Source organism: Pseudomonas sp. GW821-FHT09C09 (genome assembly GCF_059418105.1).
The window spans coordinates 119,550-144,385 of the sequence record NZ_JBWKPF010000001.1 but is presented as its reverse complement, the minus strand read 5'-3'; the positions used below and the strand labels follow the sequence as shown (position 1 = coordinate 144,385).

The 24,836-nt window shown below is 61.6% G+C and carries 26 protein-coding genes; 25 read left to right on the top strand and 1 reads right to left on the bottom strand.

Translation table 11 applies throughout. The features are described 5' to 3' along the window. Positions 1 to 67 precede the first annotated feature (67 nt). The 20 genes from AC07NR_RS00705 (at position 68) to flhB (ending at position 18,119) form a co-directional block, all read left to right on the top strand. Positions 68 to 1,279, top strand: a complete 1,212-nt coding sequence (locus AC07NR_RS00705; RefSeq protein ID WP_495077597.1) for a sensor histidine kinase — start codon at positions 68 to 70, stop codon at positions 1,277 to 1,279. A 5-nt stretch (positions 1,280 to 1,284) separates the two neighbouring features. Then, on the top strand, positions 1,285 to 2,676 hold the full coding sequence (locus AC07NR_RS00700; protein WP_495077596.1) for a sigma-54-dependent transcriptional regulator: 1,392 nt from the start codon (positions 1,285 to 1,287) through the stop codon (positions 2,674 to 2,676). Positions 2,677 to 2,804: 128 nt separating this feature from the next. Next, complete coding sequence (gene fliE / locus AC07NR_RS00695) at positions 2,805 to 3,134, top strand: flagellar hook-basal body complex protein FliE (protein ID WP_085710460.1); 330 nt, start codon at positions 2,805 to 2,807, stop codon at positions 3,132 to 3,134. Between the two features lie 15 nt (positions 3,135 to 3,149). Further along, a complete protein-coding gene (fliF, locus tag AC07NR_RS00690) occupies positions 3,150 to 4,937 on the top strand; it encodes a flagellar basal-body MS-ring/collar protein FliF (RefSeq protein ID WP_119428822.1) in 1,788 nt (595 codons plus the stop codon). Beyond that, entirely contained in the window at positions 4,930 to 5,949 is a 1,020-nt protein-coding gene (gene fliG, locus AC07NR_RS00685) for a flagellar motor switch protein FliG (protein WP_007958288.1), read from the top strand. The genes fliF and fliG overlap by 8 nt, the downstream gene beginning before the upstream one ends. A gap of 4 nt (positions 5,950 to 5,953) precedes the next feature. After that, positions 5,954 to 6,760 carry a flagellar assembly protein FliH gene (gene fliH, locus AC07NR_RS00680; RefSeq protein WP_248737953.1) on the top strand — a complete coding sequence of 269 codons (807 nt, stop codon included), beginning with the start codon at positions 5,954 to 5,956 and terminating at the stop codon, positions 6,758 to 6,760. After that, positions 6,750 to 8,108, top strand: coding sequence for a flagellar protein export ATPase FliI (gene fliI, locus AC07NR_RS00675; protein WP_207866310.1), 1,359 nt, complete (start codon positions 6,750 to 6,752; stop codon positions 8,106 to 8,108). Before fliH ends, fliI begins: the two co-directional genes overlap by 11 nt. A gap of 6 nt (positions 8,109 to 8,114) precedes the next feature. Then, a complete protein-coding gene (fliJ, locus tag AC07NR_RS00670; protein WP_248737952.1) occupies positions 8,115 to 8,564 on the top strand; it encodes a flagellar export protein FliJ in 450 nt (149 codons plus the stop codon). 101 nt (positions 8,565 to 8,665) lie between these two features. Then, positions 8,666 to 8,971, top strand: coding sequence for an STAS domain-containing protein (locus tag AC07NR_RS00665; protein WP_119428818.1), 306 nt, complete (start codon positions 8,666 to 8,668; stop codon positions 8,969 to 8,971). Positions 8,972 to 8,976: 5 nt separating this feature from the next. Beyond that, a complete protein-coding gene (locus AC07NR_RS00660; protein WP_495077595.1) occupies positions 8,977 to 10,680 on the top strand; it encodes an ATP-binding SpoIIE family protein phosphatase in 1,704 nt (567 codons plus the stop codon). Between the two features lie 30 nt (positions 10,681 to 10,710). Next, positions 10,711 to 11,058 (top strand): Hpt domain-containing protein, encoded by a 348-nt coding sequence (locus tag AC07NR_RS00655; protein WP_085710468.1) that lies wholly within the window; start codon positions 10,711 to 10,713, stop codon positions 11,056 to 11,058. Between the two features lie 105 nt (positions 11,059 to 11,163). Then, entirely contained in the window at positions 11,164 to 12,540 is a 1,377-nt protein-coding gene (locus AC07NR_RS00650; protein WP_495077594.1) for a flagellar hook-length control protein FliK, read from the top strand. 145 nt (positions 12,541 to 12,685) lie between these two features. Beyond that, a complete protein-coding gene (gene fliL, locus AC07NR_RS00645) occupies positions 12,686 to 13,189 on the top strand; it encodes a flagellar basal body-associated protein FliL (RefSeq protein ID WP_085733741.1) in 504 nt (167 codons plus the stop codon). 9 nt (positions 13,190 to 13,198) lie between these two features. Continuing rightward, on the top strand, positions 13,199 to 14,167 hold the full coding sequence (gene fliM, locus AC07NR_RS00640) for a flagellar motor switch protein FliM (protein WP_003222890.1): 969 nt from the start codon (positions 13,199 to 13,201) through the stop codon (positions 14,165 to 14,167). A 56-nt stretch (positions 14,168 to 14,223) separates the two neighbouring features. Beyond that, a complete protein-coding gene (gene fliN / locus AC07NR_RS00635) occupies positions 14,224 to 14,682 on the top strand; it encodes a flagellar motor switch protein FliN (RefSeq protein WP_085710472.1) in 459 nt (152 codons plus the stop codon). A 57-nt stretch (positions 14,683 to 14,739) separates the two neighbouring features. Further along, complete coding sequence (gene fliO, locus AC07NR_RS00630) at positions 14,740 to 15,162, top strand: flagellar biosynthetic protein FliO (protein WP_371320952.1); 423 nt, start codon at positions 14,740 to 14,742, stop codon at positions 15,160 to 15,162. Continuing rightward, positions 15,162 to 15,920 (top strand): flagellar type III secretion system pore protein FliP, encoded by a 759-nt coding sequence (gene fliP, locus AC07NR_RS00625; RefSeq protein WP_085710474.1) that lies wholly within the window; start codon positions 15,162 to 15,164, stop codon positions 15,918 to 15,920. Before fliO ends, fliP begins: the two co-directional genes overlap by 1 nt. Beyond that, the gene (gene fliQ / locus AC07NR_RS00620) at positions 15,917 to 16,186 is read left to right on the top strand and encodes a flagellar biosynthesis protein FliQ (RefSeq protein WP_085710476.1); all 270 of its coding nucleotides are present in this window, start codon (positions 15,917 to 15,919) and stop codon (positions 16,184 to 16,186) included. The genes fliP and fliQ overlap by 4 nt, the downstream gene beginning before the upstream one ends. Before the next feature lie 3 nt (positions 16,187 to 16,189). Further along, complete coding sequence (gene fliR, locus AC07NR_RS00615) at positions 16,190 to 16,975, top strand: flagellar biosynthetic protein FliR (RefSeq protein WP_114881905.1); 786 nt, start codon at positions 16,190 to 16,192, stop codon at positions 16,973 to 16,975. Positions 16,976 to 16,979: 4 nt separating this feature from the next. Beyond that, positions 16,980 to 18,119 (top strand): flagellar biosynthesis protein FlhB, encoded by a 1,140-nt coding sequence (flhB, locus tag AC07NR_RS00610; protein WP_085710479.1) that lies wholly within the window; start codon positions 16,980 to 16,982, stop codon positions 18,117 to 18,119. A 109-nt stretch (positions 18,120 to 18,228) separates the two neighbouring features. On the opposite strand, the gene AC07NR_RS00605 is transcribed toward flhB, so the two are convergent. After that, positions 18,229 to 18,603, bottom strand: coding sequence for a DUF6124 family protein (locus tag AC07NR_RS00605; protein WP_134825895.1), 375 nt, complete (start codon positions 18,601 to 18,603; stop codon positions 18,229 to 18,231). 526 nt (positions 18,604 to 19,129) lie between these two features. Here AC07NR_RS00605 and flhA point away from each other — a divergent pair. From flhA to AC07NR_RS00580, 5 genes are all read left to right on the top strand, one after another. Next, positions 19,130 to 21,259 (top strand): flagellar biosynthesis protein FlhA, encoded by a 2,130-nt coding sequence (flhA, locus tag AC07NR_RS00600; protein WP_085710483.1) that lies wholly within the window; start codon positions 19,130 to 19,132, stop codon positions 21,257 to 21,259. 11 nt (positions 21,260 to 21,270) lie between these two features. Next, positions 21,271 to 22,611: a flagellar biosynthesis GTPase FlhF gene (gene flhF / locus AC07NR_RS00595; protein ID WP_085710485.1), complete on the top strand. Its 1,341-nt coding sequence runs from the start codon at positions 21,271 to 21,273 to the stop codon at positions 22,609 to 22,611. A gap of 113 nt (positions 22,612 to 22,724) precedes the next feature. Further along, positions 22,725 to 23,555: a flagellar synthesis regulator FleN gene (gene fleN / locus AC07NR_RS00590; RefSeq protein WP_003222917.1), complete on the top strand. Its 831-nt coding sequence runs from the start codon at positions 22,725 to 22,727 to the stop codon at positions 23,553 to 23,555. After that, positions 23,552 to 24,292, top strand: a complete 741-nt coding sequence (fliA, locus tag AC07NR_RS00585; protein WP_007951959.1) for an RNA polymerase sigma factor FliA — start codon at positions 23,552 to 23,554, stop codon at positions 24,290 to 24,292. Before fleN ends, fliA begins: the two co-directional genes overlap by 4 nt. 167 nt (positions 24,293 to 24,459) lie before the next feature. After that, positions 24,460 to 24,831 carry a chemotaxis response regulator CheY gene (locus AC07NR_RS00580; protein ID WP_003183998.1) on the top strand — a complete coding sequence of 124 codons (372 nt, stop codon included), beginning with the start codon at positions 24,460 to 24,462 and terminating at the stop codon, positions 24,829 to 24,831. Positions 24,832 to 24,836 lie beyond the last annotated feature (5 nt).

The window sequence follows — 24,836 nt, the reverse complement described above, 5'->3', positions numbered from 1 at the left end:
GCACGGGTATTGCTACATCCCTCGCAACGTTCCGTTTAACTGACGGTCAGCCAAGCGAGAGAGCACAATGCCCCAAGCCTCCCAGATGTCTTCTGTTCCCGAGTCCTCGGGACAACTGCCGTCCGTAGAGCAGGCCAGTCGGCAGGGGCTTGAGCAGGCGTTCGCGCTGTTCAACCAGATGTCGAGTCAATTGACCGACTCCTACAGCATGCTCGAAGCGCGGGTCACCGAGCTCAAGGGCGAACTGGCCGTGGTCAGCGCCCAGCGTATGCAGGAACTGGCGGAAAAAGAACGTCTGGCCAACCGTCTGCAAAATCTCCTTGATCTGTTGCCCGGTGGCGTCATCGTCATCGACGGTCACGGCATCGTGTGCGAGGCCAACCCGGCCGCCATCGATCTGCTGGGTCTGCCGCTGGAAGGCGAGCTGTGGCGCCATGTCATTGCCCGTTGCTTCGCGCCCCGTGAAGACGACGGTCATGAAATCTCCCTGAGAAACGGTCGACGCCTGTCGATTGCCACCCGCTCGCTGGATGCCGAGCCGGGGCAATTGGTGCTGCTCAACGACCTGACTGAAACCCGTCACTTGCAGGATCAACTGGCACGCCACGAACGCCTGTCATCGTTGGGGCGCATGGTCGCCTCGCTGGCTCATCAGATTCGTACGCCGCTGTCCGCCGCGTTGCTCTATGCCAGCCATTTGACCGAGCAGGCGCTGCCGGTCGCCACCCAGCAGCGGTTTGCCGGGCGCCTCAAGGAGCGTCTGCATGAGCTGGAGCATCAGGTGCGCGACATGCTGGTATTCGCTCGTGGTGAATTGCCGCTGACCGACCGCATCACGCCCAACGCCCTGATGCAGTCCTTGCAGGCGGCGGCGTTGACCCATGTGCAGGATCTGCCAATTCGCTGGCAGTGCGACAGCCATGCGGGCGAGTTGCTGTGCAATCGCGACACGCTGGTCGGGGCAATCCTCAATCTGATTGAAAACGCGATTCAGGCCGGTGGCGGTGATGTGCGTCTGAAAGTGCATTGCTACACCCGCGACAACACCCTGCGCCTGTGCGTCAGTGACAATGGCGGCGGTATCGAGCCGGTGGTGCTGGCGCGGCTGGGCGAGCCGTTTTTCACCACCAAGGTCACCGGCACCGGCCTGGGCCTGACCGTGGTCAAGGCCGTGGCCCGTGCGCATCAGGGAGAATTGCAGCTGCGCTCGCGGGTCGGGCGCGGCACGTGCGCGCAGGTCGTCCTGCCGATGTTTTCCGCTGTACAGGGAGCTGAGTGAAGGTCATGGGCATCAAGGTTCTACTGGTCGAGGATGACCGTTCATTGCGCGAGGCGCTGGCCGATACGCTGCTGCTGGCCGGTCACGACTATCACGCGGTGGGTTCTGCCGAGGAGGCGCTGAAAGCCGTGGAGTGCGAGGCGTTCAGCCTGGTGGTCAGCGACGTCAACATGCCGGGTATGGACGGTCACCAGTTGCTCGGCTTGCTGCGCACACGTCAGCCGCAATTGCCGGTACTGCTGATGACGGCTCACGGCGCAGTCGAGCGTGCGGTCGATGCCATGCGTCAGGGCGCGGCGGATTATCTGGTCAAGCCATTCGAGCCCAAGGCGCTGCTGGACCTGGTTGCGCGCCATGCTCTGGGCAATCTCGGTACAGCTGACGCAGAAGGACCGGTTGCGGTCGAGCCGGCCAGTGCGCAGCTGCTGGATCTGGCGGCGCGGGTCGCCCGCAGCGATTCCACTGTACTGATTTCCGGCGAGTCCGGCACCGGCAAGGAAGTGCTGGCGCGCTACATCCACCAGCAATCCCATCGCGCCAGTCAGCCGTTCATTGCGATCAACTGCGCGGCGATCCCGGACAACATGCTTGAAGCGACATTGTTCGGTCACGAGAAAGGTTCGTTCACCGGTGCCATCGCGGCGCAGGCCGGCAAGTTCGAGCAGGCCGACGGTGGCACCATTCTGCTCGACGAGATTTCCGAAATGCCGCTGGGCCTGCAGGCCAAGTTGCTGCGCGTGCTGCAGGAGCGCGAAGTCGAGCGGGTCGGCGCACGCAAGCCGATCACCCTCGACATTCGTGTAGTCGCGACCACCAACCGTGATCTGGCGGGCGAAGTGGCGGCGGGGCGGTTCCGTGAAGACCTCTACTATCGCCTGTCGGTGTTTCCGCTGGCCTGGCGTCCGCTGCGTGAGCGCACCGCCGATATCCTGCCGCTGGCCGAGCGCCTGCTGGCCAAACACGTCAATAAAATGAAGCATGCGATGGCGAAGTTCTCGCCCGAGGCGCAGGCGTGTCTGATCGGTTATCCATGGCCGGGCAACGTGCGCGAGCTCGACAACGCGGTGCAACGGGCGTTGATTCTGCAGCAGGGCGGGCTGATCCAGCCGCAGGATTTCTGTCTCTCCGGGCCTGCGTTGTTCGCGCCGTTGCCGGTGACGATGCCAGTCGCGCCGGTCATTCGTGAGGTCGAGATCGAAGCGGATTCGGCCGGCGCGCTGGGCGATGACCTGCGTCGTCGCGAGTTCCAGATGATCATCGACACCCTGCGCACTGAACGCGGCCGACGCAAGGAAGCTGCCGAAAAACTCGGTATCAGCCCCCGTACATTGCGCTACAAACTGGCGCAGATGCGCGATGCGGGGATGGACGTCGAAGGGTATCTGTTCGCCACGTAAGCGGTGGCGCAAACGTTTGAAAACGCATTTCTCGAAGCGGTGCCCGTGAGCTGGCACCGTTGTTGCTAACACCTGAGTACCCGCCGAGTGAGTGTCAAAAAATTGCGGGCCGCCCAAGAGAGTAGACCATGAGCCAAGGTATTGAATTTAATCGGTTGATGATGGACATGAAGGCCATGCAAATGGACGCCATGTCGAAGCCGAAATCGACTGCAGCCGTCCCTGAAGTGGCGGGCAGCAGCTTTTCCGACATGCTCGGTCAGGCCATCAACAAAGTGAACGATACCCAACAGGCCTCGAGCCAATTGGCCAACGCGTTCGAAATCGGCAAGAGCGGCGTCGATTTGACGGACGTGATGATTTCCTCGCAGAAGGCCAGCGTGTCGTTCCAGGCTCTGACCCAGGTGCGCAACAAACTGGTTCAGGCTTATCAAGACATCATGCAGATGCCGGTTTAAGGACGAGATTGAGTCATGGCAGAAGCAGTCGCCGATAACGTTCCGGCCAAGGCCACCCCGATAGACGGCAAACCGCCGCTGTTCGGCCTGTCCTTCCTGGAAAACCTCTCCGAGATGACCATGCTGCGTCAGGTGGGCCTGTTGGTCGGCCTGGCTGCGAGCGTGGCGATTGGCTTTGCCGTGGTGCTGTGGTCGCAGCAGCCGGACTACCGGCCTCTGTACGGCAGCCTTGCCGGTATGGACGCCAAGCAGGTCATGGATACCCTGGCCTCCGCCGACATTCCCTACACCGTCGAGCCGAACTCCGGTGCCTTGCTGGTCAAGGCCGATGACCTGTCCCGTGCGCGACTGAAACTCGCCGCTGCTGGTGTCACTCCCAGCGACGGCAATATCGGTTTCGAGATTCTCGACAAGGAACAGGGTCTGGGCACCAGCCAGTTCATGGAAGCGACCCGTTACCGTCGCGGCCTCGAAGGCGAACTGGCCCGCACCATCTCCGCCCTGAACAACGTCAAGGGCGCACGCGTTCACCTGGCGATCCCGAAAAGCTCGGTGTTCGTGCGTGACGAACGCAAGCCAAGCGCTTCGGTACTGGTCGAGTTGTACTCCGGCCGTTCGCTGGAGCCGGGTCAGGTTGTCGCGATCATCAACCTGGTGGCCACTTCCGTTCCTGAGCTGAGCAAGTCGCAGATCACCGTCGTCGACCAAAAGGGTAACCTGCTGTCGGATCAGGCTGAAAACGCCGAAATGACCATGGCCGGCAAGCAGTTCGATTACAGCCGCCGCATGGAAAGCATGCTGACCCAGCGTGTACACAATATTCTGCAACCGGTACTGGGCAATGATCGCTACAAGGCTGAAGTGTCGGCCGACATCGATTTCAGTGCCGTCGAATCCACCGCCGAGCAGTTCAACCCGGATCAGCCGGCGTTGCGCAGCGAACAGTCGGTCAACGAACAGCGCACCGCCAGCAACGGCCCGCAAGGTGTACCGGGTGCCCTGAGCAACCAGCCGCCATCGCCAGCCTCGGCGCCACAAACCACCGGCGGCGCAGCAACTTCGACGAGCATGGTGCAACCTGGCCAGCCACTGGTTGATGCCAACGGTCAGCAGATCATGGACCCGGCCACCGGCCAGCCGATGCTCGCGCCGTACCCGGCGGACAAGCGTCAACAATCCACCAAGAACTTTGAACTCGACCGCTCCATCAGCCACACCAAACAGCAGCAGGGTCGCCTGAATCGCCTGTCGGTGTCGGTGGTGGTGGACGATCAGGTCAAGATCAACCCGGCCAACGGCGAAACCACCCGTGCGCCGTGGAGCGCCGACGAATTGGCGCGCTTCACTCGCCTGGTGCAGGACGCCGTCGGTTTCGACGCCAGCCGTGGCGACAGCGTCAGCGTGATCAACATGCCGTTCTCTGCCGAGCGCGGCGAAGTGATTGCCGACATTCCGTTCTACTCCCAGCCATGGTTCTGGGACATCGTCAAACAAGTGCTGGGTGTGTTGTTCATCCTGGTGCTGGTGTTCGGCGTGCTGCGTCCGGTGCTCAACAACATCACCGGTGGCGGCAAAGGCAAGGAACTGGCCGGTCTGGGCGGTGACGTGGAGCTGGGTGGCATGGGCGGTCTGGACGGTGAACTGTCCAACGATCGCGTCAGCCTCGGCGGCCCGACCAGCATCCTGCTGCCGAGCCCGAGCGAAGGCTATGACGCTCAGTTGAACGCAATCAAGAGTCTGGTGGCAGAAGACCCGGGTCGTGTGGCCCAGGTCGTGAAAGAGTGGATTAACGCAGATGAGTGATAACCGAGCCGCCGTCGCCAAACTGTCCCGGGTCGATAAAGCCGCGATTCTGCTGCTGTCCCTGGGTTCGACCGATGCTGCACAAGTGCTGCGCCACATGGGCCCGAAAGAGGTTCAGCGAGTCGGCGTGGCCATGGCCCAGATGGGCAACGTCCACCGTGAGCAGGTCGAGCAGGTCATGAGCGAGTTCGTCGACATCGTCGGCGACCAGACCAGCCTGGGCGTCGGCTCCGACGACTACGTGCGCAAAATGCTCACCCAGGCCCTGGGTGAAGACAAGGCCAACGGCCTGATCGACCGCATCCTGTTGGGTGGCAACACCAGCGGCCTCGACAGCCTGAAATGGATGGAGCCGCGCGCCGTTGCCGACGTGATCCGCTACGAACACCCGCAGATCCAGGCGATCGTGGTCGCGTACCTCGATCCGGACCAGGCCGGTGAAGTGCTGGGCAACTTCGACCACAAGGTGCGTCTGGACATCATCCTGCGCGTCTCGTCGTTGAACACCGTGCAGCCGGCCGCGCTGAAAGAATTGAACCAGATCCTCGAGAAGCAATTCTCGGGCAACTCGAACGCCTCGCGTACCACCCTGGGTGGCATCAAGCGGGCGGCGGACATCATGAACTTCCTCGACAGCTCGATCGAAGGCCAGCTCATGGACTCGATCCGCGAAGTCGACGAAGACCTGTCCGGTCAGATCGAAGACCTCATGTTCGTGTTCAACAACCTGGCCGATGTCGACGACCGCGGTATCCAGGCACTGTTGCGCGAAGTGTCCTCCGATGTGCTGGTGCTGGCCCTCAAGGGTTCGGACGAAGGCGTCAAGGAAAAGATCTTCAAGAATATGTCCAAACGTGCTGCCGAACTGCTGCGCGACGACCTCGAGGCCAAAGGCCCGGTGCGCGTCAGCGACGTGGAGACCGCGCAGAAGGAAATCCTCACCATCGCCCGCCGTATGGCCGAAGCCGGAGAAATCGTGCTCGGTGGCAAGGGCGGCGAGGAAATGATCTAACACCATGGGCAAGAACGACGACGATGTGACGGACCTGATCCGTGCCCGGGACGTCCGCGGCTTCGAAACCTGGGCCATCCCCAGTTTCGATCCGCCACCACCGGAACCCGAGCCGGAACCGGAGCCCGAGCCGCCGGAAATGGAAGAAGTGCCGCTGGAGGAAGTCCAGCCACTGACCCTGGAAGAGCTCGAAAGCATCCGTCAGGAGGCTTACAACGAGGGCTTCGCCATCGGCGAAAAAGAAGGTTTTCATAGCGCCACCCTCAAGGTGCGCCAGGAAGCCGAAGTGGTTCTCACCGCCAAGGTCAACAGCCTTGAGCAGTTGATGGCAAACCTGTTCGAGCCAATCGCCGAGCAAGACACGCAGATTGAAAAGTCGCTGGTCGACCTCGTGCAGCATATTGCCCGTCAGGTGATCCAGCGCGAACTGGCCATCGACTCGACGCAGATCGAACACGTCATGCGCGACGCCCTCAAGCTGTTGCCGCTGGGCGTGGGCAATGTGCGGCTGTACGTCAATCCGCAGGATTTCGAGCAGGTCAAAGCCCTGCGCGAACGCCATGAGGAATCCTGGCGCATCGTCGAGGACGAGTCGCTGCTGCCGGGCGGTTGCCGGGTTGAAACCGAACACAGCCGGATCGATGCGAGCATCGAAACCCGTGTCGGCCAGGTCATGGCCAAGCTGTTCGATCAACTGCACGAACAAGCCTTGCACCCGGCCGAACCGGATCTGAGCCTCGACTTGCCGGAAGCGCCGAAACCGGCCCCTGTCACCGACGAGCCGCTCGCGGACGCCCCCGATGCGCCTTGAACGCACCAGTTTCGCCAAGCGCCTGAGCACCTATGCGGAGGCCACCGAAATCCCCGGTGCGCCGATCCTCGAAGGACGCCTGCTGCGCATGGTCGGCCTGACCCTCGAAGCCGAAGGCCTGCGCGCCGCCATGGGCACGCGCTGCATGGTGATCAACGACGACAGCTATCACCCGTCGCAGGTTGAAGCCGAAGTGATGGGTTTCTCCGGCAGCAAGGTGTTCCTGATGCCGGTCGGCAGTGTTGCCGGTATTGCGCCGGGCGCCCGTGTGGTGCCGCTGGCCGATACCGGTCGCTTGCCGATGGGCATGAGCATGCTTGGTCGTGTGCTGGACGGCGCCGGACGTGCGCTGGACGGCAAGGGCGGCATGAAGGCCGAAGACTGGGTGCCGATGGATGGCCCGACCATCAACCCGCTCAACCGTGACCCGATCAGCGTACCGCTGGACGTCGGCATCCGTTGCATCAACGGTTTGTTGACGGTCGGTCGCGGTCAGCGTCTGGGCCTGTTTGCCGGTACCGGTGTCGGTAAGTCGGTGCTGCTGGGCATGATGACCCGCTTCACCGAGGCCGACATCATCGTCGTCGGACTGATCGGTGAGCGGGGTCGAGAAGTTAAGGAATTCATCGAGCACATTCTCGGTGAAGAAGGCCTCAAGCGTTCCGTGGTGGTTGCGTCCCCTGCGGACGATGCGCCACTGATGCGGCTGCGCGCGGCGATGTACTGCACGCGTATCGCCGAATATTTCCGCGACAAGGGCAAGAATGTCCTGTTGCTGATGGATTCCCTGACCCGTTTCGCCCAGGCCCAGCGGGAAATCGCCTTGGCCATCGGCGAGCCGCCGGCGACCAAGGGTTATCCGCCTTCTGTTTTTGCCAAACTGCCGAAACTGGTGGAGCGCGCCGGTAACGCGGAGAAGGGCGGGGGTTCGATCACCGCGTTCTATACCGTGCTGTCCGAGGGCGATGACCAGCAGGACCCGATTGCCGACTCGGCGCGAGGCGTGCTCGACGGTCACATCGTATTGTCGCGGCGTCTGGCCGAAGAAGGGCATTACCCGGCCATCGATATCGAAGCGTCGATCAGCCGGGTCATGCCGGCCGTGGTGCCGCCTGATCACATGGTCCGGGCGCAATACTTCAAGCAGCTGTGGTCACGCTATCAGCAGAGTCGCGACCTGATCAGTGTCGGTGCCTACGTCGCCGGCGGTGATCGCGAGACTGACCTTGCCATCAATCTGCAGCCACAACTGGTCAGATACCTGCGCCAGGGTCTGAACGACAGCATCAGCCTGGGCGAAAGCGAGGCCTACCTCGAAACAATTCTCGCCCCTGCGACCGGCGGGTAACCGGCCATGGCCCTGAGCCGCGCCGCTCGTCTGGCACCGGTGGTGGAAATGGCCGAAAAGGCCGAAAAAACCGCCGTGCAGCGTCTTGGGTATTTCCAGGGGCAGGTGAAAGTGGCCGAAAGCAAACTCGCCGACCTGCATGCCTTTCGTCTGGATTACTCCGAGCAATGGATCGTGCGCGGCAGCACGGGCGTGTCCGGGCAGTGGTTGCTCGGGTTCCAGGGGTTTCTGACCCAGCTCGATACGGCGGTCGACCAGCAACGGCAAAGCCTGCAGTGGCACCAGAACAATCTGGACAAGGCTCGCGAGGCCTGGCAACAGGCGTTTGCCCGGGTCGAAGGCTTGCGAAAACTTGTACAACGCTATCGCGATGAAGCCCAGCGAGTCGAAGACAAGCGTGAGCAGAAGCTGCTGGACGAACTGTCCCAGCGCTTGCCGCGCCGTGACGCCTACTGACGGGTTGATCTCTGACAGTTTGCAGCGACTTCCTGCCTTGCCCCTTACCCTTGCAAGTGCTAAACCTTGTACAGGTTCGTCAATGACAAGGAAGCCAGTACATGTCAGTCGTTACAGAAGTTTCTCCGGATGGCCAAAAGCTGACGATCTCGATCAAGGGCCGGTTCGATTTCGGTCGCCATCAGGAATTTCGCGAGTCCTACGAGCGACTCAATAAAAAGCCCGATTCCATCGTGGTGGATCTCAAGGATGCCACCTATCTCGACAGCTCGGCCCTGGGCATGCTGCTTCTGCTGCGCGACCATGCCGGCGGCGACGACTCGGACGTGCGGGTGGTCAACAGCAATTCGGATGTGCGCAAGATCCTCGCCATCTCCAACTTCGACAAACTGTTCGACATCAGTTGACGGCCATGCAGCCGCAAGAACCCCTGACGATCCTGATCGCCGAGGACAGCGCCGCTGACCGGCTGCTGTTGTCGACCATCGTGCGACGCCAGGGGCATGCGGTACTGACGGCCGCCAACGGTGCCGAAGCGGTTGAGGTGTTTGCCAGTCAGCAGCCGCATCTGGTGCTGATGGATGCCATGATGCCGGTCATGGATGGTTTCGAGGCCGCTCGGCAGATCAAGGTGCTGGCGGGTGAAAACCTGGTGCCGATCATATTCCTCACGTCGCTGACCGAGAGCGAAGCGCTGGTGCGATGCCTGGAGGCTGGGGGTGACGATTTTCTGGCGAAGCCGTACAACCAGGTGATCCTGTCCGCCAAAATCAAGGCGATGGATCGCTTGCGTCGCCTGCAAGCCACGGTGCTTGAACAGCGAGACCTGATTGCCCGGCACCACGACTACCTGCTCAACGAGCAGCGGGTCGCCAAGGCGGTTTTCGACAAGGTCGCGCATTCCGGTTGCCTGAGTGCGCCGAACATTCGTTACCTGCAATCACCCTATGCGCTGTTCAACGGCGATCTGCTGCTGGCGGCCTACACCCCGGCCGGCGACATGCATGTATTGCTTGGAGACTTCACCGGCCATGGTCTGCCGGCGGCGGTCGGTGCCATGCCGCTGGCGGAAGTGTTCTACGGCATGACTGCCAAGGGTTACGGGCTGGCCGAAACCCTGCGGGAAATGAACGCCAAGCTCAAGCGCATCCTGCCGGTGGACATGTTCTGTTGCGCCACGCTGCTCTGCCTGAGTTTTCAGCGCCGCAGCGTGGAGATCTGGAACGGCGGCATGCCCGACGGTTATCTGCATCGCATCGCCACGGGCGAGCGGGTACCGCTGGCGGCGCGGCATCTGCCGCTGGGTGTGCTCAGCCCGCAAGCCTTTGACGATCAAACCGAAGTGCTGTCGATGGCGGTGGGCGATCGGGTGTTCCTGTTGTCCGACGGGGTGATCGACACCTGCGACGCCAATGATCAGCTGTTCGGTGTCGAACGCCTGCAGCGGGTGTTTGCCGGCAATCGCCAGCCGGATCGGTTGTTCGCCGAGATCGAGCAGGCGTTGCAGGATTTTCGCGGCGAAGCCCGGGACGATGTGAGCATGGTCGAGGTCAGCCTGCTGGAAATGGCGCAGGTCAATCCGTCGGCACCGGTGTACTCCGACAGCGGCCAGTCGTGCCCGCTGGACTGGTCGGTGAGTTTCGAATTTCGCGGCGCCACGCTCAAACGCTTCAATCCGCTACCCTACCTGCTGCAATTGCTGCTCGAAGTGCATGGCTTGCGCACGCAGAGTGGCGCACTGTACAGCGTGCTCGCCGAGCTTTATTCCAATGCGCTGGAGCATGGGGTGCTGGGGCTGGACTCCAGCCTCAAACGCGACGCTTCGGGTTTCGCCCGTTACTATGAGCAACGCAATGCGCGCCTCGATGCCCTGCAGGAGGGTTATGTGCGCGTGCATCTGGAGGTTCGTCCAGAGGGCGAGGGCGGTTGTCTGATCGTGCGTGTCGAAGACAGTGGCAAAGGCTTTGACGTGGCTCGGGTGATGGAGCGGCCGCTCGACGGTGTCCGCCTGTCGGGGCGTGGCGTCAGTCTGATCCGGCAATTGAGCAGGAATCCAAGCTGGTCGGACGATGGTCGTAGTGCTCGCGTGGAGTTTTTCTGGGAGGCTCTGGCATAATCCGCGCATTCTTGATCAAGGAGTGAACAAGTGACTGATGCCTGTGTAGATCGCGACGTACTGAGTGCGTTGCAAGAAGTCATGGAGGATGGCTATCCGGAATTGCTGGATACGTTCCTGGCAGATTCCGAAGCGCGCCTGCGTGAACTGCAAAAAACCGCCGATGCCGACGCCTTGTCGTCGGTGGCTCATAGCTTCAAAGGCAGTAGCAGCAATATGGGGGCGACCCGTCTTGCTGAACTTTGTCAGGAGCTGGAACAGCACGCCAGGGACAAGAGCCCGTCCGAAATCATCAAGCTGGTGGCCGACATCCATGACGAGTTTGCGGATGTGCGTCCCGTCTATGAGGCCGAGCGACAGCGCTCTCCCGCTCATTGAGTCAACCGTCCGGCGTTTTTATCCGGCGTCGGACGAAACTGGCCCGGCACTTGCAGTCATCTCGTTCAACTGTACCTACGATCCCAGTGCAGCGGAGACCGTGCCATGCCTGCAACCCCTAACATTCTTATTCAGACTGCCGCCCAGGCCAAGGCGCAAGCCGCCTCTGCCAAACCGTCAGTGGTGGCCGCAGGCCCCGGGGACAAGGCTTCGAGCTTCGCTCAGGTGTTTGCCGATCAGGGGCAGAACAAGCCTGCCGTCACGGTCGACAACTCGGTAAAACCCGCACGCGACAAGGTCGCCGACAACAGCGGCAAGAAAGACGCCGGCAAGGATCAGTCTGCCGCTCCGGACGCGACGGTTGCCGATAGCGGCAAAGCCTTGCCCGCCGACAAAACCTCGTCGGCTGCAACGGATGACCCGGTAGCCAGTGACGATACGTCCGATACGCCGACCACGCCGGTCGCCGACACCACCCCGGTTGTGGATCCGACGCTGGACCCGGCGCTGATGCAGGTCGTGCAGCCTGTCGTCACGCCGCCGGTTGTCGCTGCGCCGGTCGTTGAAACGCCCCCGGTGAAGCTAGAGGCCCAGGCGCCGGCGGTGGCGGCATTGCCGGCTGCCGCCACTGCGACGACGCCTGCCGTTGACAGTGATTTCGATCCCGAGGCCGATCCACTCGATTCGATGCCGGCCTTGCGCATGGCGATGGAGCAGAGCGGTCACATTTCCGCTTCCAGCCAGTCGCAGCCCAAGGCGACGCCGGCCCAGACCCAGGCTGACGGCGAACTGACCTCGGCCCAGACCTTCGCCGCCGGCATGGCCAGCATGCTGGATGTGCAGGCCGACAAGGACAGCACCAGTCAGGGCGGCGAAAAGGCCTTCAGTGGTCTGATCGACGATGGTCTGAAAGACCTGAAATCCGCCACCAGCGATACCCGCGTCGATGATTTCGCCAACCGTCTGGCGGCACTGACCCAGGCGGCCACACCGAAAACCGCCAACGCGGTGCCGGTGAACCAGCCGATCGCCATGCATCAGAACGGCTGGACCGAAGAAGTGGTCAACCGCGTCATGTACCTGTCGAGCAACAACCTGAAGTCTGCCGATATCCAGTTGCAGCCGGCTGAGCTGGGTCGCCTGGATATCCGGGTGAACATGGTGCCGGACCAGCAAACCCAGGTGACCTTCATGAGTGCTCACCCGAGCGTTCGCGAAGCCCTCGACGGCCAGATGCATCGCCTGCGTGACATGTTCACCCAGCAGGGCATGGGGCAGGTCGATGTCAATGTTTCCGACCAGAACCGTGGCTGGCAAGGGCAGGGTCAGGAGCAGGCGCAACAGGGCCAGACGGGACGCACCAGCGCCGCCGGTGGTCGCCTGGACTCTTCGGAAGAAGAGCTGACGTCTGCGGCCGTGGCTGAAGCGGCTGCTGCGACTACTCACGTGATCGGCTCCAGCGCCGTCGACTATTACGCCTGATTCATCCTCCCCCGAGGGAGCGGCCCTGTCCGCTCCCTCGTCTGTTTTGCCACCGCTCTCCATTCCCCTCCGACACTTCTGGCATAACACTTGCTCTTGCCTTGCCGTGCGACTGTGAAAACCCGATTAGTGACGGATTATTGGCATGGCGAAGAGCGAAGCAGCAGCAGTAAAAGACCCCGCAACCAAAGGCAAACTCAAGATGATCATCGCGATCGTGCTCGGGTTGCTGCTGGCCATCGGCGCGTCTGTGGGGGCGACGTGGTTCTTCATGCACAGCGCCCAGAGCAAACCTGCGGCTGCCGTGGAAACCGCTCCGGTCGGCAAGCAGCCGGCGATTTTCGAGCCGATGGCGCCGGCCTTCGTGGCCAACTACAACCAGAACGGCCGTCAGCGCTACATGCAGGTGAGCATCACCATGCTGGCGCGCAACCAGGCTGATCTGGAAGCGCTCAAAGTGCACATGCCGGTGATCCGCAACAACCTGGTGATGCTCTTCTCCGGTCAGGATTTCGCCACTTTGGCGACGCCGGTCGGCCAGGAGATGTTGCGCCAGAAGGCCACGGCCAGCGTCCAGGAAGTGGCGCAGAAAGAGCTGGGCAAAGTGGTGATCGAACAGTTGCTTTTCACTAATTTCGTACTGCAGTAGGAACACGACATGGCCGTGCAGGATCTGCTGTCCCAGGATGAAATCGACGCGCTGTTGCATGGCGTCGACGATGGTCTGGTACAGACCGATAACGCTGCCGAACCCGGCAGTGTCAAAAGCTACGACCTGACCAGCCAGGATCGCATCGTCCGTGGACGCATGCCGACTCTGGAAATGATCAACGAGCGTTTTGCCCGCTACACCCGCATCAGCATGTTCAACATGCTGCGCCGCTCGGCGGACGTTGCCGTCGGTGGCGTGCAGGTGATGAAGTTCGGCGAATACGTGCACTCGCTGTACGTACCGACCAGTCTCAACCTGGTCAAGATCAAACCCCTGCGCGGCACCGCGCTGTTCATCCTCGACGCCAAACTGGTGTTCAAGCTGGTGGACAACTTCTTCGGCGGCGACGGCCGTCACGCCAAGATCGAAGGGCGTGAATTCACCCCGACCGAACTGCGCGTAGTGCGCATGGTGCTGGAGCAGGCGTTCGTCGACCTGAAAGAAGCCTGGCAGGCGATCATGGAAGTCAACTTCGAGTACATCAACTCGGAAGTTAACCCGGCCATGGCCAACATCGTCGGCCCGAGCGAAGCGATCGTGGTTTCCACGTTCCACATCGAACTCGACGGCGGTGGCGGCGACCTGCACGTGACCATGCCGTACTCGATGATCGAGCCGGTGCGCGAAATGCTCGACGCCGGTTTCCAGTCGGACCTCGACGACCAGGACGAGCGCTGGGTCAACGCCCTGCGCCAGGACGTGCTCGATGTCGACGTGCCGATCGGTGCCACCGTGGCTCGCCGCCAGTTGAAACTGCGCGACATCCTGCACATGCAGCCGGGTGATGTGATCCCGGTCGAGATGCCGGAAGACATGATCATGCGCGCCAACGGCGTGCCGGCCTTCAAGGTCAAGATGGGCTCGCACAAAGGCAACCTCGCGTTGCAGGTGATCGAGCCGATCGAGCGCCGCTGAAGCGGCGCAACACCCCTTACGCCTTTAACTGAATTGTTGCCCGCCGAGGACAAATGATGAACGACGAAATGAACGCCCAGGACGATCAGGCACTGGCCGACGAGTGGGCTGCCGCCCTGGAAGAAACCGGTGAAGCCGGGCAGGCCGACATCGACGCGCTGCTGGCCGCCGACGCTGGCGTTTCGAGCTCCAACCGTCTGCCGATGGAAGAGTTCGGCAGCGTGCCGAAGAGCAACGAGCCGGTCAGCCTGGACGGTCCGAACCTGGACGTGATTCTCGACATCCCGGTGTCGATCTCGATGGAAGTCGGCAGCACCGACATCAACATCCGCAACCTGCTGCAACTCAACCAGGGTTCGGTGATCGAGCTCGATCGTCTGGCCGGTGAGCCGCTGGACGTGCTGGTCAACGGCACCCTCATCGCTCACGGCGAAGTGGTCGTGGTCAACGAAAAGTTCGGCATCCGCCTGACCGACGTGATCAGCCCAAGCGAACGCATCAAGAAGCTGCGCTGAGTGAAAAAGGTTCTGGGTTCCTTGCTGGCCGCGGTGCTGGCGCTGCCATTGACGGTCATGGCCGCCGAGCCTGCGGCCGCGACTGCTGCTGCGGCGGCCCCTGCGGCGCCCGCGATTGCTCCGGCGGTCAGCAGTGGCGTCGCCGGGCAATTGACGCAACTGGTGTTCGGCCTGCTGCTGGTGCTGGGGTTGATCTTCTTCCTCGCCTGGCTGCTGCGCCGGGTGCAGAACGCAGGGCCGGCGGGCAAGGGCCAGGTGATCGAGCTGATCGGTTCCCGGGCGCTCGGGCCGCGTGACCGCTTGATGCTGGTTCAGGTCGGCAACGAGCAGATCCTGCTTGGCCTGAGTCCCGGCACGATCACCGCGCTGCACGTACTCAAGGAACCGGTGGACGTCCCGGCCACCTCCGAAAAAGCGACTCCGGAATTTGCCCAGCATCTGTTGAAGATCCTCGGCAAGGATCAGAAGGATAAGAAGTAATGGGTGCGTTGCGCATCGTCTTGACCCTGGCCTTGATGTTGGCCGCGCCACTGGCGTTCGCCGCCGATCCGTTGTCGATCCCGGCGGTCACTCTGGGCACCAACGCCAACGGGGCGCAGGAGTATTCGGTCAGCCTGCAGATCCTGCTGATCATGACGGCGCTGAGCTTCATCCCGGCCGCCGTCATCCTGATGACCAGCTTCACCCGGATCATCATCGTCTTCTCGATCCTGCGTCAGGCCCTCGGCCTGCAGCAGACGCCGTCGAACCAGATCCTCACCGGCATGGCGCTGTTCCTGACCCTGTTCATCATGGCGCCGGTGTTCGACCGGGTGAACAACGATGCCCTTCAACCGTATCTGGCGGAGAAACTCACCGCCCAGCAAGCGGTGGAAAAGGCTCAGGTGCCGATCAAGGACTTCATGCTCGCGCAGACCCGCTCCAGCGATCTCGAGCTGTTCATGCGTCTGTCCAAGCGCACCGATATCGCGACGCCGGATCAGGCGCCGCTGACCATTCTGGTGCCGGCCTTCGTCACGTCCGAGCTGAAAACCGCGTTCCAGATCGGCTTCATGATCTTCATCCCGTTCCTGATCATCGACCTGGTCGTGGCCAGTGTGCTGATGGCGATGGGTATGATGATGCTGTCGCCGCTGATCATTTCCTTGCCGTTCAAGATCATGCTGTTCGTGCTGGTTGACGGATGGGCGCTGATCATCGGCACCCTGGCCAGCAGTTTCGGAGGTGTTTCGCCATGACCCCAGAAGTAGCGGTCGACATCTTTCGCGAGGCCTTGTGGCTGACCACGATGATGGTCGCGATCCTGGTGGTCCCGAGCCTGCTGGTGGGCCTGCTGGTGTCGATGTTCCAGGCGGCGACGCAGATCAACGAACAGACCCTGAGCTTTCTGCCGCGTCTGCTGGTGATGCTGGTGACCCTGATCGTCGGCGGTCCGTGGATCATCCAGACCTTCATGGAATACATCATCCAGCTGTACAAAAACATTCCGCTGGTCATCGGCTAGGCCATGCAGTCGCTGCTTCAGTTGACCGACACCCAGATCAGTACCTGGGTGGCGACGTTCATGCTGCCGCTGTTTCGCATCGGCTCGATGCTGATGGTGATGCCGGTCTTCGGCACCACGCTGGTTCCCAAGCGCATCCGCCTGTACCTCGCACTGGCGATCACTGTGGTGATCTCGCCCAACCTGCCGCCCATGCCGGCGGTCAGTCCTCTCGATCTCAGCGGCTTGTTGTTGATCGCCGAGCAGATCCTGGTCGGTGCCGTGCTCGGGTTCTCCTTGCAGCTGTTCTTCCAGGCGTTCGTGATCGCGGGGCAGATCGTTGCGATTCAGATGGGCATGGGCTTCGCCTCGATGATCGACCCCACCAACGGCGTGTCGGTGGCGGTGATCGGGCAGTTCTTCACCATGCTGGTGACGTTGCTGTTCCTCGGCATGAACGGTCACCTCGTCGTCTTCGAGGTGCTGACGGAAAGTTTCACCACGTTGCCGGTTGGCGCGGGCCTGATGACCGCGCATTACTGGGAGCTGGCCGGCAAGCTCGGTTGGGTACTGGGCGCGGCATTGATGCTGGTGTTGCCGGCGGTCACTGCGCTGCTGGTGGTCAACATTGCGTTCGGCGTGATGACCCGGGCGGCGCCGCAACTGAACATCTTCTCCATCGGTTTCCCGCTGACTCTCGTGCTCGGCCTGTTCATTGTCTGGGTCGGGCTGGCGGACATTCTCAACCAGTATCAGCCGCTGGCCGTCGAAGCCTTGCAGCTGCTACGCGAACTGGCACAGGCGCGCTGAAGTCATGGCAGAGAGCGAGAGCGGTCAGGACAAGACAGAAGACCCCACGGAGAAGCGCAAAAAGGACTCCCGGGAAAAGGGCGAGATTGCGCGCTCCAAGGAGCTCAACACCCTGGCGATCATGCTTGCCGGTTCCGGCGCGCTGCTGGTGTTCGGCGGCATGCTCGCGCAGGACCTGATGGAGCTGATGCGCATGAACTTCACGCTGTCGCGGGAAGTGATCATGGATCAGGGGGCCATGGGCAAGTTCCTGATGAACTCCGGGCTGATTGCACTGGTGGCGATCCAGCCGATCATGATCACCTTGCTGCTGGCTGCGTTTCTCGGGCCGATCGCCCTCGGTGGCTGGCTGTTCGCCGCCGGCTCCCTGGCGCCCAAGTTCAGCCGGATGAATCCCGCCTCCGGCCTCAAGCGCATGTTCTCCGCGAAGTCGGTGATCGAGCTGCTCAAGGCGCTGGCCAAATTCCTGATCATTCTGGCCGTGGCGCTGGTGGTGCTGTCCGGGGATGTCGACGACTTGCTGCGCATCGCCCATGAGCCCATCGACCGGGCCATCATTCACAGCCTGCAAGTGGTGGGCTGGAGCACGCTGTGGATGGCGTGCGGTTTGATCATCATCGCGGCCGTCGACGTCCCGGTGCAGCTCTGGGAGAGCATCAAGAAACTCAAGATGACCAAGCAGGAAGTGCGCGACGAGCACAAGGACCAGGAAGGCCGGCCGGAGGTCAAGCAGCGGATCCGTCAGGTGCAGCGCGAGATGTCGCAGCGGCGGATGATGGCGGCGATCCCGGATGCCGACGTGGTCATCACCAACCCGACCCACTACGCCGTGGCGCTCAAGTACGACTCGGAGAAGGGCGGGGCGCCGGTGCTGCTGGCCAAGGGCAGCGACTTCCTGGCGCTGAAGATCCGCGAAATCGCCGTGGCCAACGAAGTCATGCTGCTCGAATCGCCGGCCCTGGCGCGTTCGATCTACTACTCCACCGAGCTGGAAGAAGAGATTCCCGGCGGCCTGTATCTGGCGGTCGCTCAGGTACTGGCCTACGTCTACCAGATCCGCCAGCACCGCGCGGGCAAGGGCAAGTTCCCCGAGCCGCTCAAGGATGACTTGCCGATTCCGCCGGATCTGCGGCGCGATTCCTGACTTTGTGGTGATGAAAAAAAACCGCCTTCCGGTTGAACCCGGTGGCGGTTTTTTTATGCCCGATGACATGCGTTGGCATTGAGGCCGCCACGACGCATTTCTCAAGCCTTTACACGGAGGTCTGCGACGGCGTTAGTTCCAGATTATTCAACACCCGATTCGCAGCCAGTTCCCCGAGCATGATCAGTTGCCCGATACCCGTCAGCGTCCTGCGTTGCGAGGCGGGCATGAGATGGGCGAAGTCATTGGCGATGGTTCTGGCGGAAGCGAGGGTTTCGCAAAGCTCGACCAGCAGCTCTTCGTTTTTGAAGTCTGCGGTGACGGCAAACATTCGGCGGGTTCTGCGCGGTGGTGGTGTGGAGCCGGGCGGGCAGAGGTAGTGATCGAGGGCGCGGTCGGCGGCTTCGTGAAGCTTTCTGGAGTCGAGCGATTCGTAGGGCGAGGCGGGGTCGGTTTCAGGTGGGTTGGGTGTTGGTTTGATCATGGTGAAGCTCCTTTGGGGTGGAGCCGCCAGATCCAGTCGCTAAACAGGAAGGTGGCGGCTGTACGCAGGTTAGCGAACCGGTCAAAGGCACCCGGCAGACCGCAAGGGTCTCCCGCATACAGCCACCATAACGAAATTGCAGACATACAGATCCGCAACGAAGCCTGGAACGCTGGTGCACCTTTAATCTGAGCGAGTCGCTAAACCCGATCGCTGATTCGTCAGCGACCGACCCACAATAGAACCCGACCCCAAGGCGCACAAGCCGGCGGATTCTGGCGTAGCTGTAGGCAACGGCGCAAGAATTCGTAGCCTCCAAGGCGTGTCTGAAGGTGTCTTTTAAACACCCGAGTTTAGAAGGCACTTTTTGCTGACTTCCTGCGAAAGCGACATCCCGCCCAGCAGAAAAAACACACTCAAACCCCTCTGTTTCAATCATCGGCAAAAGTTGGAAGGCTTCTTGCAGTAGCCGCCGTGCGTCCGCTCTGGGCGTCAAAAGTTTGCTTTAAAGGAACGGGGAAAACCGGTGGATCGCTCTCAGTTAATCAACAGTGCTCGCTCGAACATTGCCGACCTCAGTCGGGGCAATCTGGGTGTGCCGCTGTTGCTGCTGGTCATGCTGGCGATGATGATGTTGCCAGTGCCGCCGTTCCTGCTCGACGTGTTCTTCACCTTCAACATTGCCCTGTCCATCGTCGTGCTGCTGGTCTGCGTGTACGCCTTGCGGCCGCTGGATTTCGCGGTGTTCCCGACGATCCTGCTGGTGGCGACGCTGTTGCGACTGGCGCTGAACGTGGCGTCGACGCGGGTGGTGATGCTCCACGGTCAGGACGGCCACGCCGCTGCCGGTAAGGTGATCCAGGCCTTCGGTGAGGTAGTGATCGGCGGTAACTACGTGGTCGGTATCGTGGTCTTCGCGATCTTGATGATCATCAACTTCGTCGTGGTGACCAAGGGTGCGGGGCGGATTTCCGAGGTGAGCGCGCGCTTCACCCTCGACGCGATGCCCGGCAAACAAATGGCCATCGACGCCGACCTCAACGCCGGTTTGATCGACCAGACCCAGGCCAAGGCCCGCCGTCAGGAAGTGGCCCAGGAAGCAGAGTTCTACGGTTCGATGGACGGTGCCAGCAAGTTCGTGCGCGGTGACGCCATCGCCGGTCTGCTGATTCTGTTCATCAACCTCATCGGCGGCATGGCGGTCGGTATCTTCCAGCACAACATGTCCTTCGCTGACGCCGGCAAGGTTTACGCCTTGCTGACCATCGGTGACGGTTTAGTGGCGCAATTGCCATCACTGTTGTTATCTACAGCTGCGGCGATCATGGTGACCCGTGCTTCCGGTTCGGAAGACATGGGCAAGCAGATCAATCGCCAGATGTTCGCCTCGCCGAAAGCGCTGGCGGTGGCGGCCGGTCTGATGGCGGTCATGGGCCTGGTACCGGGCATGCCGCACTTCTCGTTCCTGACCATGGCCGCTCTGGCCGCCGGTGGTGCTTACCTGTTCTGGAAGAAACAGAACGTGGCCAAGGTGCAGGCGCTGGAAGAGGTCAAGCGTCAGCAGGAACTGCTGCCGTCGCCGGCCCGCGCCATGGAAACCAAGGAGCTGGGCTGGGACGACGTGACGCCCATCGACATGATCGGCCTGGAAGTCGGCTATCGCCTGATTCCGCTGGTGGACCGCAACCAGGGCGGCCAGTTGCTGGCGCGGATCAAGGGCGTGCGAAAGAAGCTCTCGCAGGATCTGGGCTTCCTGATGCCGACCGTGCACATCCGCGACAACCTCGACCTGGCGCCGAGCGCCTACCGCCTGACCCTGATGGGCGTGATTCTGGCCGAAGCCGAGATCTACCCGGATCGCGAACTGGCGATCAACCCGGGGCAGGTCTACGGCACGCTCAACGGCATCACCGCCAAAGATCCGGCTTTCGGCCTGGAGGCGGTGTGGATCGAAGTCAGCCAGCGCGCCCAGGCGCAATCGCTCGGTTACACCGTGGTGGACGCCAGTACCGTGGTCGCCACCCACTTGAACCAGATTCTGTACAAGCACTCCAGCGAGCTGATTGGTCACGAAGAAGTGCAGCAACTCATGCAATTGCTGGCCAAGAGCTCGCCGAAACTGGCGGAAGAGCTGGTGCCGGGTGTGGTCACGTTGTCGCAGCTGCTGAAAGTGTTGCAGGCGCTGCTGGCCGAACACGTGCCGGTGCGCGACATCCGCAGCATTGCCGAAGCCATCGCCAACAATGCCGCCAAGAGTCAAGATACCGCCGCTTTGGTGGCCGCTGTGCGGGTTGGCGTATCCCGTGCAATCGTCCAAAGCATTGTAGGGACTGAGTCCGAGCTGCCAGTCATCACGCTGGAGCCAAGGTTGGAACAAATATTGCTCAATAGTCTGCAGAAGGCAGGACAAGGCTCGGAAGAGGGCGTTCTGCTGGAGCCAAGCATGGCCGAGAAGCTGCAACGTTCGCTCATCGAAGCGGCGCAGCGTCAGGAAATGCAAGGTCAGCCGGTGATCCTGTTGGTAGCAGGCCCGGTTCGCGCGATGCTCTCGCGCTTTGGTCGCCTGGCAGTTCCCGGACTGCATGTGCTGGCCTACCAGGAAATTCCGGACAACAAGCAAGTGACCATCGTTGCGACAGTAGGGCCCAACGGCTGAGGTAGTGGTTTATGCAAGTTAAGCGTTTTTTCGCCGCCGATATGCGTCAGGCCATGAAGCTGGTTCGTGATGAGCTGGGCGCTGATGCCGCCATCATTGGCAACCGCCGCATTGCCGGCGGCGTCGAGCTGACGGCGGCGCTGGATTACAAACTCTCGGCGCTGGCGCCACGGGTTCCGAACATGGAACTCGAAGACGAGCTGCGCAAGACCCAGTCGCGCATCGTCACTGCCCAGGCCGAACTGAGCATGCGTGGTGAGGCCGACGGCAACACCAATCGCCAGTTGTTCTCCGGTCTGCCATTGACCGCCGGCCTGCCGTTGACGGCTGCCGAGCCTCTGACAGAGCCGACGTACGCCGCACCGGCCCGTCCAGCCCCGGCACCTGCGCCGGCTGCCGCTGGAGTCGATCCGCGTGCGCTGGATTCGATGCGTTTCGAACTCAACAGCCTGCGCGAGCTGATGGAAGTGCAGCTCGGCACCCTGGCCTGGAATCAGCTGCAAGGCAGCCGTCCGGCTCAGGCGAATCTGTATCGTCGTCTGCAGCGCATCGGCCTGTCCGGCCCGTTGTCCCGCGATTTGCTGGCGCTGACCAGCGATATCGAAGAACCTCGTCAGGCCTGGCGCATGCTGCTCGCGCATCTGGCGCGGATGATCGCCACGCCGGAAGTCGAGCCGCTGGAAGAGGGCGGTGTGATTGCCATGGTCGGCCCGGCCGGTATGGGCAAGACCACCACCCTGGCCAAACTGGCCGCCCGTTACGTGCTCAAGTACGGCGCGCAGAACATTGCGCTGGTGAGCATGGACAGTTTCCGCATCGGCGCTCAGGAACAGTTGAAAACCCTGGGCCGGATCCTCAATGTGTCGGTGACCCACGTCGACCCGGGCCAGTCCCTGGTGCAGGCGCTGGATCCACTGCTGCGCAAACGCGTGGTGCTGATCGATACCGCCGGCCTCCAGGCCAGCGATCCGGCACTGCGCATGCAGCTGGAAAGCCTGGCCGGTCGTGGCATTCGGTCGAAAAATTATCTGGTGCTGGCAACCACCAGCCAGAAACAGGTTCTAACCGCCGCTTATCACAGTTACAAGCGTTGCGGGCTCGCCGGGTGCATCCTGACTAAACTGGATGAGACGGCCAGCCTTGGCGAAGTGCTGAGCCTGGCGATCAGTCATGAACTGCCGGTCGCCTACCTGACCGATGGCCCACGGATTCCGGATGATCTGCATCTGCCGCGCCGTCATCAATTGGTCAGCCGCGCCGTCAGCGTGCAAATGCAGGAAGAACCCAGCGAAGAAGCCATGGCTGACATGTTCGCTGATATCTACCACAGCCCGACCAAGCAGGTTGGCTGAGGTAATGAACAGTTTTTGTACCTACATCGATGGTCTGCCACGCATTGTTCCGGTTGTGAACGCGCAGCCAGTAATGTGGCCTCCGTCTATGCAAGACAAGGTAAAGAAATAACATGGGCAGCATGCATCCCGTACAGGTGATCGCGGTGACCGGCGGCAAAGGTGGCGTCGGCAAGACTAACGTGTCAGTGAACTTGTCCCTGGCGCTGGCAGAGCTTGGCCGTCGGGTCATGCTGCTGGATGCCGACCTGGGTCTGGCGAACGTCGACGTTCTGCTGGGCCTGACGCCCAAACGTACTTTGGCCGATGTGATCGAGGGCCGCTGCGAGCTGCGCGACGTGCTGTTGCAAGGTCCCGGCGGGATCCGCATCGTGCCGGCCGCTTCCGGCACGCAAAGCATGGTTCACCTGAGCCCGGCCCAGCATGCCGGTCTGATTCAGGCATTCAGTGACATCGGCGACAATCTCGACGTACTCGTGATCGACACCGCTGCGGGTATTGGTGACTCGGTAGTCAGTTTCGTTCGCGCGGCGCAAGAAGTGTTGCTGGTGGTCTGCGACGAGCCGACCTCGATCACCGACGCCTACGCGCTGATCAAGCTGCTCAACCGCGATTACGGCATGAACCGCTTCCGCGTCCTGGCCAACATGGCCCAGAGCCCGCAGGAAGGTCGCAACCTGTTCGCGAAGTTGACCAAGGTCACGGATCGCTTCCTTGACGTCGCCTTACAATACGTCGGTGCGGTGCCTTACGACGAAAGCGTGCGCAAGGCGGTGCAGAAGCAGCGTGCGGTCTATGAAGCCTTCCCGCGTTCCAAGTGCGCACTGGCATTCAAGGCGATCGCGCAAAAGGTCGACACCTGGCCGCTGCCCGCCAACCCGCGCGGCCATCTCGAATTTTTCGTCGAGCGCCTCGTGCAGCAAACGGCAGGACCTGTGCTATGACCGCCAGCGGTATGAACCTTTACAAAAAGTCGGCGCGTGACGCGCAGTACGAGCTGATCGAGCGTTACGCGCCACTGGTCAAACGCATCGCCTACCACTTGCTGGCGCGGTTGCCGGCCAGTGTGCAGGTCGAAGACCTGATTCAGGCCGGGATGATCGGCCTGCTCGAAGTCTCGACCAAATACGACGCCAGCAAGGGCGCCAGTTTCGAAACGTACGCGGGCATCCGGATCCGCGGCGCGATGCTCGATGAAGTACGCAAGGGGGACTGGGCACCGCGCTCGGTTCACCGCAATACCCGTATGGTCAGCGACGCGATTCGCTCGATTGAAGCTAAAACCGGCCGTGACGCTAAAGATCACGAGGTTGCGGCCGAACTCCAGTTGAGTCTCGACGATTACTACGGGATTTTGAACGACACCCTGGGCAGCCGACTGTTCAGTTTCGACGACCTGTTGCAGGACGGCGAACACGAAGGGCTGCACGAGGATGGCGCCAGTGCTCATCTTGAGCCGTCACGCGATCTGGAAGATGAACGCTTCCAGGCGGCGCTGGCGGACGCGATTGCCAATTTGCCGGAGCGTGAGCGACTGGTGTTGGCGCTGTACTACGACGAAGAGCTGAACCTCAAGGAAATCGGTGAAGTCCTTGGCGTCAGTGAATCGCGGGTCAGCCAGTTACACAGCCAGTGCGCGGCCCGCTTGCGGGGGCGTTTGGGGGAGTGGCGAGCGCGCTGAAGGCAGTGTGGGGACACTGCGAACGAGGCTGGTGCGGTGGTGAACGGCACCGGTCTTGCTCTGTTGTGCTCCAGACAGTCATCGAGTGCTTTGCCGGATTGATTGAAATGGCGCGTCCAGGTGCTGGACGCGTTTAAGACTGCTTGGAGGTCGAATTGAACAAAGACATGAAAATCCTCATCGTTGATGACTTCTCAACGATGCGGCGGATCATCAAGAACCTGTTGCGTGACCTCGGGTTCACCAACACCGTTGAAGCCGACGATGGCACCACCGCCATTCCGGTGCTCAACAGCGGCAGCATCGACTTTCTGGTGACCGACTGGAACATGCCCGGCATGACCGGTATCGACCTGCTGCGTCACGTGCGCGCCGATGAAAAGCTCAAGCACCTGCCGGTGCTGATGGTGACCGCTGAAGCCAAGCGCGAGCAGATCATCGAAGCGGCCCAGGCCGGCGTTAACGGCTACGTGGTCAAACCTTTCACGGCTCAGGCGCTGAAAGAAAAAATCGAGAAGATTTTCGAACGCATCGGCTGATGACG